Annotated in this window: 10 protein-coding genes; 4 read left to right on the plus strand and 6 right to left on the minus strand. The window is 66.9% G+C overall.

Translation table 11 applies throughout. The features are described from left to right. Window positions 1-57 precede the first annotated feature (57 nt). Together ACFPK0_RS02295 and ACFPK0_RS02300 are read left to right on the plus strand one after the other, a co-directional pair. Window positions 58-1,215 (plus strand): uroporphyrinogen-III C-methyltransferase, encoded by a 1,158-nt coding sequence (locus ACFPK0_RS02295; RefSeq protein ID WP_377338093.1) that lies wholly within the window; start codon window positions 58-60, stop codon window positions 1,213-1,215. Continuing rightward, a complete protein-coding gene (locus tag ACFPK0_RS02300) occupies window positions 1,212-2,468 on the plus strand; it encodes a heme biosynthesis HemY N-terminal domain-containing protein (protein ID WP_377338095.1) in 1,257 nt (418 codons plus the stop codon). Before ACFPK0_RS02295 ends, ACFPK0_RS02300 begins: the two co-directional genes overlap by 4 nt. 125 nt (window positions 2,469-2,593) lie before the next feature. On the opposite strand, the gene ACFPK0_RS02305 is transcribed toward ACFPK0_RS02300, so the two are convergent. The 3 genes from ACFPK0_RS02305 to polA form a co-directional block, all read right to left on the minus strand. Further along, window positions 2,594-4,864, minus strand: a complete 2,271-nt coding sequence (locus tag ACFPK0_RS02305; protein WP_377338097.1) for a 3'-5' exonuclease — start codon at window positions 4,862-4,864, stop codon at window positions 2,594-2,596. Between the two features lie 115 nt (window positions 4,865-4,979). Then, the gene (locus ACFPK0_RS02310; RefSeq protein WP_377338099.1) at window positions 4,980-5,201 is read right to left on the minus strand and encodes a hypothetical protein; all 222 of its coding nucleotides are present in this window, start codon (window positions 5,199-5,201) and stop codon (window positions 4,980-4,982) included. 322 nt (window positions 5,202-5,523) lie between these two features. Beyond that, a complete protein-coding gene (polA, locus tag ACFPK0_RS02315; RefSeq protein WP_056082495.1) occupies window positions 5,524-8,268 on the minus strand; it encodes a DNA polymerase I in 2,745 nt (914 codons plus the stop codon). Between the two features lie 135 nt (window positions 8,269-8,403). On the opposite strand from polA, the gene ACFPK0_RS02320 reads away from it, so the two are divergent. Then, window positions 8,404-8,877: a DUF2782 domain-containing protein gene (locus ACFPK0_RS02320; protein WP_056606279.1), complete on the plus strand. Its 474-nt coding sequence runs from the start codon at window positions 8,404-8,406 to the stop codon at window positions 8,875-8,877. 51 nt (window positions 8,878-8,928) lie between these two features. Next, window positions 8,929-9,360 (plus strand): EamA family transporter, encoded by a 432-nt coding sequence (locus ACFPK0_RS02325; RefSeq protein ID WP_377338102.1) that lies wholly within the window; start codon window positions 8,929-8,931, stop codon window positions 9,358-9,360. 7 nt (window positions 9,361-9,367) lie between these two features. On the opposite strand, the gene ACFPK0_RS02330 is transcribed toward ACFPK0_RS02325, so the two are convergent. The 3 genes from ACFPK0_RS02330 to ACFPK0_RS02340 form a co-directional block, all read right to left on the minus strand. Next, entirely contained in the window at window positions 9,368-10,078 is a 711-nt protein-coding gene (locus ACFPK0_RS02330; protein WP_377338104.1) for a glutathione S-transferase, read from the minus strand. A 170-nt stretch (window positions 10,079-10,248) separates the two neighbouring features. Further along, window positions 10,249-11,859, minus strand: a complete 1,611-nt coding sequence (purH, locus tag ACFPK0_RS02335) for a bifunctional phosphoribosylaminoimidazolecarboxamide formyltransferase/IMP cyclohydrolase (protein ID WP_377338106.1) — start codon at window positions 11,857-11,859, stop codon at window positions 10,249-10,251. Between the two features lie 89 nt (window positions 11,860-11,948). Beyond that, a complete protein-coding gene (locus ACFPK0_RS02340) occupies window positions 11,949-12,248 on the minus strand; it encodes a helix-turn-helix domain-containing protein (protein ID WP_056082481.1) in 300 nt (99 codons plus the stop codon). Window positions 12,249-12,360 lie beyond the last annotated feature (112 nt).

Here is a 12,360-nt window from a genome sequence, read left to right on the forward strand (position 1 = left end):
GCGTTTCGCGTTTCATCCTCGCTCGCTTTCTCCCTTCCAGCCTCTTAGCATGCCGTTATGACCACTCCAGACGAACCGATTGCGCCCCGCGATTCCCGCCCCGACCCCGTGCCGGCACGTCCCGCCCGGACTCCCGCCGCCGCGCGCCCCGCGCGCCCCGGTGGCGGCATGCTGGCGCTGGCGATCCTGCTGGCGCTGGTCGCCATCGCCGTGGCCGCGTACGTGGGCTGGCGGCAGTGGCAACAGGAGCAGGGCAGCGACGCCAGCCGTCGCGGCGCCGTGGCGCTGACCCAGCGCATCGACGCGCTGGAGACCACCGTGGCCACCATCAGCGGCGAGCGCGGCAGCGTCGACCATCGCCTCAACGAGGCGGCGCAGGTCAACCAGTCACTGCGCGAAAGCCTGCTCAGCCAGGCCCAGCGCACGCGGCATCTGGAAGACGCGGTGGCGCAGCTGGCGGAAAAGAGCCTGTCCGGCCATGACGCCATGTTGCTGGACGAAACCGAATCGCTGCTGCGGATGGCCAGCGAGCGCTACACCCTGTTCCATGACGCGCAAGGCGCCGCCGCCGCGTACACGCTGGCCGACCAGACCCTGGCGGGCGTGGACGATGGCGCTTTCACCGGTCTGCGCCAGAGCATCGATGCCGAGCGCGACGCGCTGGCCAAGAGCCAGCCGGTCGATCTGACCAGCACGCTGCAGCAGCTGAATGACTTGCGCGGCACGTTCACCCAGTTGCCGCTGAAACCGCTGGATACCGCCGCCTCGGCGCCGGCGGCGGATGGCTGGGCGCGCATCGGTCGCGCGCTCGCCAGCGTGGTCAGCGTGCAGCGTGATAACGGTGCCCCGCTGGCCGTGGCCGACGCGCGCTTTGCGCGCGAGTTGACCGCGATCGACCTGGCCCAGGCGCAAGCCGCTTTGCTGGCCCATGACGGCAAGGCCTACGCCGAGGCGTTGCAGCGGGTGGACGCCAGCCTGTCCACCTGGTTCGACCCCGATGCCAGCGCCGTGCAGCAGGCGCGGGCCACCATCAAGAAGCTCATCGCCGCGCGACCTGCCGGCGACGAAGTGGTGTTGGGCGCGGCCCTGATCGAGTTGCACAACCTGCGCGCCGTGCATGCGTTGAATGCGGGCGGTAGTGGCCCCGCCCATGCGGCCAGCAACGCAGCACCGGTGCGCTCGGGCAGCGCCGCGGCGGGCGGAGCGCGGCGATGAAGCTCTGGCGCTGGATCCTGCTGCTGGTGGTCGTGGCCGCGCTGGCTGCCTTCGGCTGGCATTGGATTGCCGAAGACCCCGGCTACGTCCTGCTGCGCCTGCGCGGCTGGCGGGTGGAGACCACGGTGGTGGCGGCCGTGGTCATCCTGGTACTGGTATGGGCCTTGCTCAGCCTGGCGTGGCGGCTGCTGCGCTGGCCGTTCGGCGCGCTCTCGCGACGCCATCGGCGGCTCAGCCAGCAACGCCTGGGCGAAGGTCTCATCGCCCTTTTCGAAGGCCGCCATGGCGACGCCGAGCGCGATCTGAACCGCGCCTCGCGCCTGCCCAGCGTGCGCGGCCCGGCTCTGCTGGCGTCCGCCGAGGCCGCATCACGCCGCGGCGAACACGGTCGCGCGCTGGAAGCGCTCAACCAGGCGGCGCAGTCGGCGCCGCAGGCAGCACGCGTGTTGCGGGCCCGCGTATTGCGCCGCGAAGGCAAGTCGGCCGAGGCGCTGGCCCTGCTGGCACCCGAGGCGGACAAGGGCAGCCTGGCACCGGCCGGGTGGCGTGAACTGGCACTGGCCGCACTGGCCAGCGGTGACCTGCGCCGCGCCCGCGAGGCCCTGGCGCCGCTGCAGAAAAGCGCCGCACTGGGCACGCGCGGCTACGCCGCGCTGGAAATCCAGGTGCTGTCCGCCACCATCAACGCCGCCCCCGATGGCGCCACGCTCAATACGCTGTGGTCGCAGCTGCCCAAGGCGCAGCGTCGTGTACCCGCCATCATCGATGCGTATGCCCGCCGTGCCGCAAGCTTCGGCCTGACCCTGCCGGCCATGGACGAAGTGGAATCCGCGCTGCGCCGCGAATGGTCGCCACTGCTGATCGAAACCTACGGCGCGCTGGCCGGCGAGGACATCGAGGCGCGCCTGCATCGCGCCGAAAGCTGGCTGGACGCACACCCGAACGACGCGAACCTGCTGCTCACCCTGGGCCGCATGTGCGTACGCCTGAAGCTGTGGGGCAAGGCCCATCAATACCTGAACCGGTCGCTGGCGCTCGCCCCCAGCGGTGCCGCCTGGGAAGCCTCCGGCGACGCCTTCGCAGGGCAGGGCGACTTCACCCATGCACAGCGCTGCTATCGCAACGCGCTGGCCGCAACCCGGGGCGAAACCGTTGCACCGCTGGCAGCGGCCGCCAACCCGGCCTACCCCGACACCCACCCGACGGCGGTGGAAGAACGCGACGTGCATGGCGTGCCGCGTTTGCGGGAGTGATCTGCAGGAGCGGCCTGTGGGAGCGACTTCAGTCGCGATGCTTTTGCTCTGAAGCTTCCGAGCCAGGAGCATCGCGACTGAAGTCGCTCCCACAAGAACAAGAAGCCGGCGCCACTTCAGCCGTTTTACAGCGGCGTGAGGTTGGCGTACGCCGCCACCAGCCACTTGCTGCCCGCGCCTTCGAAATTCACCTGCAATCGGGTGTGCGCGCCGCTGCCTTCGGCACTGATCACCACGCCTTCGCCGAAGCTGGGGTGGCTCACGCGCTGGCCCAGTTTTACCGGCAGGGATTCTTCCAGCGACGAGGACACCTCGCTGGGGCGGCCGGCGAACATCGGCCGCGTCACGTGCACGCGTGGGCGGACTTCGTCGATCAGTTCGGCCGGCATTTCGCCCAGGAAACGCGACGGGCGGGCCAGCATTTCGGTGCCGTGCATGCGCCGTGATTCGGCGTGGCTGACGATGAGTTTTTCGCGGGCGCGGGTGATGCCCACGTAGGCCAGGCGGCGTTCTTCCTCCAGCCGGCCTTCGTCGTCCACCGAGCGCTGGCTGGGAAACAGGCCTTCTTCCATGCCGACCAGGAACACCACGGGGAATTCCAGGCCCTTGGCCGAATGCAGCGTCATCAACTGCACGCAGTCGTCGCCGGCTTCACTCTGGTGTTCGCCGGCTTCCAGCGTGGCGTGCGCCAGGAACGCGGAAAGCTCGCTGAGCCCCAGTTCGTTGTCTTCGTCGGTGCGCTCGAAGCGGCTGGCCACGTTGACCAGTTCGTCGAGGTTCTCGACGCGGGCTTCGCCGTTGCCGCGGCTGTCTTTTTCGTAGAAGTCGCGCAGGCCGCTGTGGATGATGGCGTGGTCGATCTGCTCGGCGAGGGTAAGGACGGGAATCAGGAATGGGGAATCGGGAATGGGAGGATCAACAGCGGGAAGCGTGGTATCTGTTTTATCGATTCCCGATTCCCCATTCCCGATTCCCGTGAAGCTGCGCGCCATTTCATCGATCAGGCCAAGAAACGCCTTCACTGCATTCTTCGCTCGCCCCGCCAGTTCGCCGCCGCTGCTCAATTCACCCAACGCGGCTTCCCACATCGAGACATCCTCGCGACGGGCACGGCGACGCAGCGCATCCAGCGTGCGATCGCCGATGCCGCGGGTGGGTGTGTTCACTGCGCGCTCGAACGCGGCGTCGTCATGGCGATTGGCGGTGAGGCGCAGGTAGGCCAGCGCGTCCTTGACCTCGGCGCGGTCGAAGAAGCGTTGGCCCCCATAAACGCGGTAGGCGATGTTGCGCTGGACCAGTTGCTCCTCGAAGTTGCGCGACTGCGCGTTGGAGCGGTACAGGATCGCGCAGTCCTTCGCGTCGCCATGCTCGGCGATGAACTCGCGGATGCGTTCGATCACGAAACGCGCTTCGTCCTGCTCGTTGTAGGCCGCGTACAACGCGATGCGTTCGCCCTCGTCGCCGGCCGTCCACAACTGCTTGCCCAGGCGGCTGCCGTTGCGCTGGATCACGCTGTTGGCGGCTTTCAGGATGGTGGAAGTGGAGCGGTAGTTCTGCTCCAGCTTGATGGTGCGCGCACCGGGAAAGTCGCGCAGGAATTGCTGCACGTTTTCCACCTTGGCGCCACGCCAGCCGTAGATCGCCTGGTCGTCGTCGCCGACCACGAACACCTGGCCGGTGGCGCCCGCCAGCACGCGAATCCATGCGTATTGCAGCGTGTTGGTGTCCTGGAATTCGTCCACCAGCAAGTAGCGCCAGCGTTGCTGGTAATGCTCCAGTACGGCGGGATTCTTCAGCCACAGTTCGTGCGCGCGCAGCAGCAGTTCGGCGAAATCGACCAGCCCGGCGCGGCGGCAGGCGTCTTCGTAGGCCTGGTAGATCTGCACGAAGGTGCGGGTGACGGGGTGGTCGCGGTGTTCGATGCCGTCCGGGCGCTTGCCCTCGTCTTTCCAGTTGTTGATCTGCCAGCTGGCCTGGCGTGCGGGGAACTTGGCGTCATCCAGGCCCAGGCCGGCGATCACCCGCTTGATCAGACGCAGCTGGTCGTCGGCGTCGAGGATCTGGAACGTGTCGGGCAGCCCGGCTTCGCGCCAGTGCCGGCGCAGCAGGCGGTGGGCGATGCCGTGGAAGGTGCCCACGGTGAGCCCCTGCGTGCCGCCGGGGATCAACGCACCCAGTCGCGCGCGCATTTCGCCGGCGGCCTTGTTGGTGAAGGTGACGGCCAGGATCGCCCATGGCGGCACCCGCTCGGCCTGGGTCAGCCAGCCGATGCGGTGGGTCAATACGCGGGTCTTGCCGGAACCGGCGCCGGCCAGCACCAGGTAGTGACCGGGCGGGGCGCAGACGGCTTCGCGCTGCGCATCGTTGAGCGGGTCGATCAGGTACGAAACATCCATCACGCCATTGTAAGGGCGCGCTGTGCCACAAACGAAAAACCGCCGCAAAAGCGGCGGTTTTTCGTGCGGTCGCTGAGAGGTTGTGTTTTTTCAACCTCTCAGCCCCGGCCACAGATCAGCGTTTCTTGTTGGCGATGCCGCCCACCAGCAACAGGCCGCCGACCACAATGCCGGCGATGCCCACCCATTGCGGCACGGCACGGTCGTGGGTGGCTTCGATCTTGGCCGGCCCAAGCTGCGCCACCGTGTCGGTGTCCTTGTAGCTGGCATTGCCCACGCTTACCCAGATGCCGGCAATCAGCAGAATGACGCCGGCGATGATCAATCCCATACGCATGTATACGTCCCCTCTGTGGATGTGCAGAGGAGTATGCCGGCCGAGGGTGTGCAGGAAAGGTGGAGATGCGCCACAAAAAAGGCCCCGAAGGCCAGGGGGGACCTTCGGGGCCGGGGGAAGGCGAGGCCCAGGGGAGAGGCTCGCATTCCGGTCGGGTGGTTCAGGGAGGTGAGCCAACCGTGGATGCCATTGCGTGCATCCGATGGATTGGAACGCGCCGGGCCCACAAAGTTGCACGATGGCCGAAAGAATTCAGAGCCGATTCATGCTTACGGAACGTTAACCTGCAAGCCGTTGTGCGCCATGGGAATCGCTCTCCCCATCAATGCGCCTCGTCCCAATTCGCGCCCACGCCCACGTCCACCAACAGCGGCACCTCCAGTTCCGCCGCGCCGGACATCCGCTCGATCACCGCGGCGCGCACGGTGTCCACGGCGTCGTCGCGCACTTCGAACACCAGTTCGTCGTGCACCTGCATCAGCATGTGCACGTCGTCGCGGTCGTCGATCCAACCGGCCATGGCGATCATCGCGCGCTTGATGATGTCGGCGGCGCTGCCCTGCATCGGCGCATTCACCGCGGCGCGTTCGGCGCCCTGGCGCAGGCCGTGATTGCGCGAGTTGAGGTTTTCCAGATACAGCCGACGGCCGAAGATGGTTTCCACGTAGCCATCGCGATGGGCCTTCTCGCGGGTGGCATCCATGTAGCCGCGCACGCCGGGATAGCGGGTGAAATAGCGGCCGATGTAATCGCTGGCCTCGCCGCGATCCACGCCCAGCGCGCGGGCCAGGCCGAACGCGCTCATACCGTACATCAGGCCGAAGTTGATCGCCTTGGCCGCGCGCCGCTGGTTGGTGGTCACCTCCTGCGGTGCCACGCCGAACACCTCCGCCGCGGTGGCGCGATGCACGTCGCCGCCTTCGCGGAAGGCGCGCAGCAGGCCTTCGTCGGCCGACAGGTGGGCCATGATGCGCAACTCCACCTGCGAGTAATCCGCCGCCATCACCTTCCAGCCGGGCGGCGCGATGAAGGCCTGGCGAATGCGTCGGCCCTCCTCGGTGCGTACCGGAATGTTCTGCAGGTTCGGGTCGGACGAGGAAATCCGCCCGGTCGCCACCGCACCCTGGTGGTAGCTGGTGTGCACGCGGCCGGTGCGCGGATTGACGATGCCGGACAGCTTGTCGGTATAGGTGGAACGCAGCTTGGCCAGGCCGCGGTATTCCAGGATCAGCCGCGGCAGCTCGTGCATGTCCGCGATCGCCTCCAGCGCCTCCTCGTTGGTCGATGGCTGGCCCTTCGGCGTTTTCAGTTTCGCCTGCAGGCCCAGCTTGTCGAACAGGATTGCCTGCAGCTGCTTGGGCGAATCGAGGTTGAACTCGCGCCCGGCCAGGCCGTGGCATTGCTGCTGCAATTCCAGCATGCGCTTGCCCAGTTGCTGGCTCTGCCGGCGCAGCTCGTCGCCGTCGATCAGCACGCCGCGCCGCTCCATCGCCGCCAACACCGGCACCAGCGGAATCTCGATGTCCTCGTACACGCTGCGCAGGCTGGGTTCCACCTGCAGCTTCGGCCACAGCGCGTGGTGCAGGCGCCAGGTGATGTCCGCGTCCTCGGCGGCGTAGCGGCAGGCGGTGTCCAGATCCACTTGCGAGAACGAGATCTGCTTCGCCCCCTTGCCGGCCACCTCTTCGTATTTGACGGTGTCGTAGCCCAGGTATTTCTTCGCCAGCGAATCCATGTCGTGGCGCGTGGCGGTGGCGTTCCAGATGTAGGACTCCAGCATGGAGTCGTACTTCAGCCCCTGCACCGTGACGCCGTAGTGCGACAGGATGTTGATGTCGTACTTCGCATGCTGGCCCAGCTTGGGCTTGGCCGGGTCTTCAAAAATAGGCTTCAGTGCGCGCACCACCGTGTCGCGATCGAGCTGCGCGGGTGCGCCGGGATAGTCGTGGGCCAGCGGGATATAGCAGGCCTTGCCCAGCTCCACCGAAAAACTGATGCCGACCATGTCGGCGCGCATCGCGTCGATGCTGGTGGTTTCGGTGTCGAACGCGATCAGCTCGGCGTCGTGCAGTCGCTGCAGCCAGATCGCGAACTGTTCGGGCGTGGTCACCAGTTCGTATTCGCCCGGCTGCGACAGCGAAGGGTCGGGCGCGTCGGAGGCAGCGGGCGTTTGGGCAGCGGCCGTGACCGCCACCACTTCGACCACCACGTTACTACCGCCGGCTTCCGCGTCCAGATCCTTCAGCGCCGCCTTGAAACCGTAGCGGGTGAACAGCGCGCGCAGGGTGTCGGTGTCGCGTTCGCGCAGGGTGAGGTCGGTGGGCGCCAGTGGCAGCGGCACGTCGGTCTTGATGGTGACCAGCTCGCGCGACAGCGGCAGCTGCGGCAGCGCGTCGCGCAGGTATTCGCCGATCTTGCCGCCGACCTTGTCGGCGTTGGCCATCACGCCATCCAGCGAGCCGTATTCGGCCAGCCATTTGGCGGCGGTCTTGGGGCCGCATTTGTTGACACCCGGCACGTTGTCCACGGTGTCGCCGGTAAGCGCCAGGAAATCGATGATGCGCTCGGGCGGCACGCCGAATTTCGCGGTGACGCCCTCGATGTCGAGCGTGGTATTGGTCATCGTGTTGACCAGCGTCACCTGCGATCCGACCAGTTGCGCCAGGTCCTTGTCGCCGGTGGAAATCTCCACCTCGATGCCTTGCGCCTGCGCTTGCAGCGCGATGGTGCCGATCACGTCGTCGGCCTCGACGCCGCTCTCGCACAGGATGGGGAAGCCCAGCGCGCCCACGATCGCCAGCATCGGCTGCACCTGGCTGCGCAGGTCGTCAGGCATCGACGGGCGGTTGGCCTTGTACTGGTCGTACAGCTCGTTGCGGAACGTGGGGCCGGGCGCGTCGCAGACAAACGCCAGGTAATCCGGCGCCTCGCGCAAGGTGGCGCGCAGCATGTTGACCACGCCGAACAGCGCGCCGGTAGGCTCGCCGAATTCGTTGGTCAATGGCGGCAACGCGTGGAACGCGCGGTACAGGTAGGACGAGCCGTCGATCAGGACAAGTTTGGGCATGACAGGGCAACCGTTGCTGGCGGCCGGCTTCGCGCTGGCCGTTGGCCGATCATTCTCGCACGCGTGGCCAGCTGCGCTTCACGGTTGGCGGGCATGGGCGCTGTTATTCTGCGGGCTCCGATCGAGGATACCGTCATGAAATCCGTTGTCCTGCTGGCCACCTCCAGCTTGCTGTTCGCCGCCAGCGCGTTCGCGCAGACACCGCCGACCAAGGCGCTGCCACCGCCGGGCATCAACGATCCGGGCGTGCACGCCACGGCTCCCGCCGCCACGCCCGCCAAAAAGCCGCTCGACCTGAAGCCGCACGCGGTGCCGTCAACGCAGGCGAACGTGGTTGCGGCGCCGGACACCAGCGATGCGCTGCCCGACGTCGCCGTGCGCAAGGAGGGCGACAACACCATCCAGGAATACCGCCGCAACGGCCAGCTCTACATGGTGGTGGTGACGCCGAAAACCGGCATTCCCCACACCTACACCGTCGACCCGCAGGGCCGGCTGGTGGATGAGCATGGCCAGAAGCCCACCCGCCCGGTGATGTACAAGGTGCTGGAGTGGGGCAAGAGCCCGCCGGCCACGGATGACTCGACCCCCGCCGACACCGGCCGCTGATCGTCCTGACCGCGTAAGCCCAGGAGCGACAACTGGAAGCGGAGACGCACCATGCCATTGCGTGAAAGCTGGTTGCTGTTTGCGTTGGGCTCGGCGTTGTTCGCGGCGCTGACTGCGTTGTTCGGCAAGCTCGGCGTGGTCGGTATCAACTCCAACCTCGCCACGTTCATCCGCACCGTGGTGATTCTTGTGGTCACCGCCGGCATTCTCAGCCTGCGCCACGAATGGGCCAGGCCTGCCGGCCTGCCGCTGCACAGCTGGCTGTTCCTGGTGTTGTCCGGCATCGCCACCGGCTTGTCGTGGTTGTGCTACTACCGCGCGCTTCAACTCGGCCCGGTGAGCAAGGTGGCGCTGATCGACAAGCTCAGCGTGGCGCTGGTGATCGTGTTGGGGCTGGTGTTCCTGGGCGAACGGCCAAGCTGGCCGCTGCTGATCGGTGGCGTGCTGATCGTGGCCGGCGCGATGGTGATCGCGCTGTTCTGAGCGCAGGTCAGCGCGGGTCGTCCAGTTCCGGGTAGTGGCGGAAAATGCCGTCCTTGTTGAACGCCAGGCGGCGCGGCGATGCCAGGTAGGCGGCAATCCGCGGCCGCTCCGTCACGCGCTGGCTCAACGCGCACAGCAGCGGCAGCTCGCGCTTCAATCGCTGCATCGCGCGGGGAAAGGCGTAGTCCAGGCCGCTCATCAACTGGAACAACGACAAGTCGACGTACGAGTGCTGGCGCAGCGCATGCCGGCCACCGTTGCGTTCCAGCACCTGCTCGAAATAGCCCAGGAATTTCGGCAGGCGGTTTTCGCGCAGGTCTTTGGCGCGGCGTCGTGCTTCGCTGCGCTGGTCCTCGTAATAGAGGCTGCTGGCTATCGGATGATGGCTGTCGTGGATCTCGGCCACGACGTCGGTGATGGTCAGCTGCAACTGGTGCGCGTACAGCCGACGCGAGTCCCCGTCGGGCACCAGCTTCAGCGGTGGCCCCAGGTATTGCAGGATTTCCGCCACCTGCGCGATCACCAGCCGGCCCGCTTTGAGGAACGGTGGCGCGAATGGCAGCGCGCCTTCGTGTTTGCCTTCGAGAAAGGGCGTCATGGCATCGTCGCCCTGGTCGCGGGCTACGTCGTCGTAATCGGCGCCGGCGTCTTCCAGTGCCAGCCGGATGAATTCACCGCGGCCCTGGATACCCGACCAGTAATACAACGCATAGCGCATGGCAGCCTCCCGTCTGGGGCACCAATGCTGTGACTAAAAGCTTCAACAGCGCGTGAGCGCAGTGCTTCCTGTGGGAGCGGCTTCAGCCGCGATGCTCCTGCTGCGGAACCCAAAGCAAAGGCATCGCGACTGAAGTCGCTCCTACAAAAGCCGCTCTGCTGGGGCTGTCATCAATGCCGGAAATGGCGCATGCCGGTGAACACCATCGCGATGTCGTGTTCGTCGGCGGCGGCGATCACCTCGCTGTCGCGCATCGAGCCGCCGGGCTGGATCACCGCGCTGATGCCGGCTGCCGCGGCGGCGTCGATGCCGTCGCGGAACGGGAAGAACGCATCGGACGCCATCACCGAACCGCGTACTTCCAGCTTCTCGTCGGCGGCCTTGATGCCGGCGATCTTCGCGCTGTAGACGCGGCTCATCTGGCCGGCGCCGACGCCGATGGTCTGGCGGTCGCGGGCGTAGACGATGGCGTTGGACTTGACGAACTTGGCCACCTTCCAGGCGAAGATCAGGTCGTCGATCTGTGCGGGCGTGGGCGCGCGCCGGGTCACCACCTTGAGGTCGCCCGCGCCGATCATGCCGGTGTCGGCGGTCTGGATCAGCAGGCCCGAGCCCACGCGCTTCACGTTCATGCCCGGATGCGGCGCACGCAGGTTGCCATCTGCCGGCGGCGGGATTTCCAGCACGCGCACGTTGCCCTTCTTCGCGAACGCCTTCAGCGCATCGTCGGCATAGCCCGGCGCCAGCACCACTTCGACGAATTGACGCTCCACGATGGCCTGCGCGGTGGCGCCGTCCAGCTCGCGGTTGAACGCGATGATGCCGCCGAACGCCGAGGTGGGATCGGTCTGGTAGGCCAGGTCGTAGGCCTTGCCGATGCCGTCCAGGCTCACTGCCACACCGCAGGGGTTGGCGTGTTTCACGATCACGCAGGCCGGCTTCACGAAGCTGCGCACACACTCCCACGCGGCGTCGGCATCGGCGATGTTGTTGAACGAAAGCTCCTTGCCCTGCAACTGGCGGAAGGTGGCCAGCGTGCCGGGTACGGGCGCCAGGTCGCGGTAGAACGCGGCCTGCTGGTGCGGGTTCTCGCCGTAGCGCAGGTCCATCACCTTTTCGTGGCGGCCGTTGGCCTGCGCCGGGAAGGTCGCGTGGCCGGCTACCGCGGTGTGTGCGTCGTCGAGCTGCAGACCCGAGAGGTAGTCGCTGATGGCGCCGCCGTAGTTGGCCACGCGGTTGAACGCGGCAACGGCCAGCTTGAAGCGGGTGGCGCGGCGCAGGCCGCCTTCGGCTTCGATCTCGGCCAGCGCGTCGGCGTACTGGTCGGGCGAGGTCAGCACGCCCACGTCGTTCCAGTTCTTGGCCGCCGAACGCAGCATCGCCGGGCCGCCGATGTCGATGTTCTCGATCGCGTCCTCCAGCGTGCAGTCGGGCTTGGCCACGGTGGCTTCGAACGGATAGAGGTTCAGCACCAGCAGGTCGATCGGCGCGATGCCCAGCTCGGCCATCACCGCGTCGTCGGTGCCGCGCCGGCCAAGCAGGCCGCCGTGCACTTTCGGGTGCAGCGTCTTGACGCGGCCATCCATGATCTCGGGGAAACCGGTAACGTCGCTGACGTCGGTGACCGCGATGCCGGCCTCACGCAATGCGCGTGCGCTGCCGCCGGTGGACAGCAGCTCCACGCCGCGCGCGCTCAATCGCCGGCCCAGGTCAATCAGGCCGTTCTTGTCGGAAACACTGAGCAGGGCGCGGCGGACGGGGACGAGATCGGGTGTGGGCATGACGTTTTCCAGCGGGGAAAACGTCACAGTATAGCCGTCTGAACGATTGCCCGGTTTTCAGCGAGGAAACGTGGCGCGGGGTGACGCGATCACAGCAGCCCGTAGATGGCCAGCTTCTTGCGCAGGGTGGCGCGGTTGATGCCCAGCGCGGTGGCGGCGCGGCTCTGGTTGCCTTCGTGGAACGCCATCACCTCGCGCAGCAGCGGCCCTTCGACTTCGCGCAGCACCATCGCGTGCAGGCCCTCGCTGCATTCGGCATCGCCGATGTCGGCGAGATAGCGGCGCACGGTGCGGCTGACGCACTCGCTCAACGCGCTTTGCGAAGTACTCTGCGACGGGGGCTGTTTTGCGGCCTCGGCAACAGGCAGTCTGACGGCGTTCACGAGCATTTCCTCTGGCATGCGAAGCGCGGCTGCATAGGCCGCTGGCTATAGTTCTTTCGACTCCGCCGATGGCGGCGCGCATGCAAGGCGATGTGCCGCATGCGGGAAGGGACCGAGT

The sequence above is a fragment of the Rhodanobacter ginsenosidimutans genome (assembly GCF_042655685.1).
Classification (GTDB): Bacteria; Pseudomonadota; Gammaproteobacteria; order Xanthomonadales; family Rhodanobacteraceae; genus Rhodanobacter; species Rhodanobacter ginsenosidimutans.

What these genes read in the sequence shown, in the direction of transcription:
- ACFPK0_RS02295 (WP_377338093.1), top strand. Translation starts at nt 58, where the DNA reads ATGACCACTCCAGACGAACCGATTGCGCCCCGCGATTCCCGCCCCGAC.
- ACFPK0_RS02300 (WP_377338095.1), top strand. Translation starts at nt 1,212, where the DNA reads ATGAAGCTCTGGCGCTGGATCCTGCTGCTGGTGGTCGTGGCCGCGCTG.
- ACFPK0_RS02305 (WP_377338097.1), bottom strand. Translation starts at nt 4,864, where the DNA reads ATGGATGTTTCGTACCTGATCGACCCGCTCAACGATGCGCAGCGCGAA.
- ACFPK0_RS02310 (WP_377338099.1), bottom strand. Translation starts at nt 5,201, where the DNA reads ATGCGTATGGGATTGATCATCGCCGGCGTCATTCTGCTGATTGCCGGC.
- polA (WP_056082495.1), bottom strand. Translation starts at nt 8,268, where the DNA reads ATGCCCAAACTTGTCCTGATCGACGGCTCGTCCTACCTGTACCGCGCG.
- ACFPK0_RS02320 (WP_056606279.1), top strand. Translation starts at nt 8,404, where the DNA reads ATGAAATCCGTTGTCCTGCTGGCCACCTCCAGCTTGCTGTTCGCCGCC.
- ACFPK0_RS02325 (WP_377338102.1), top strand. Translation starts at nt 8,929, where the DNA reads ATGCCATTGCGTGAAAGCTGGTTGCTGTTTGCGTTGGGCTCGGCGTTG.
- ACFPK0_RS02330 (WP_377338104.1), bottom strand. Translation starts at nt 10,078, where the DNA reads ATGCGCTATGCGTTGTATTACTGGTCGGGTATCCAGGGCCGCGGTGAA.
- purH (WP_377338106.1), bottom strand. Translation starts at nt 11,859, where the DNA reads ATGCCCACACCCGATCTCGTCCCCGTCCGCCGCGCCCTGCTCAGTGTT.
- ACFPK0_RS02340 (WP_056082481.1), bottom strand. Translation starts at nt 12,248, where the DNA reads ATGCTCGTGAACGCCGTCAGACTGCCTGTTGCCGAGGCCGCAAAACAG.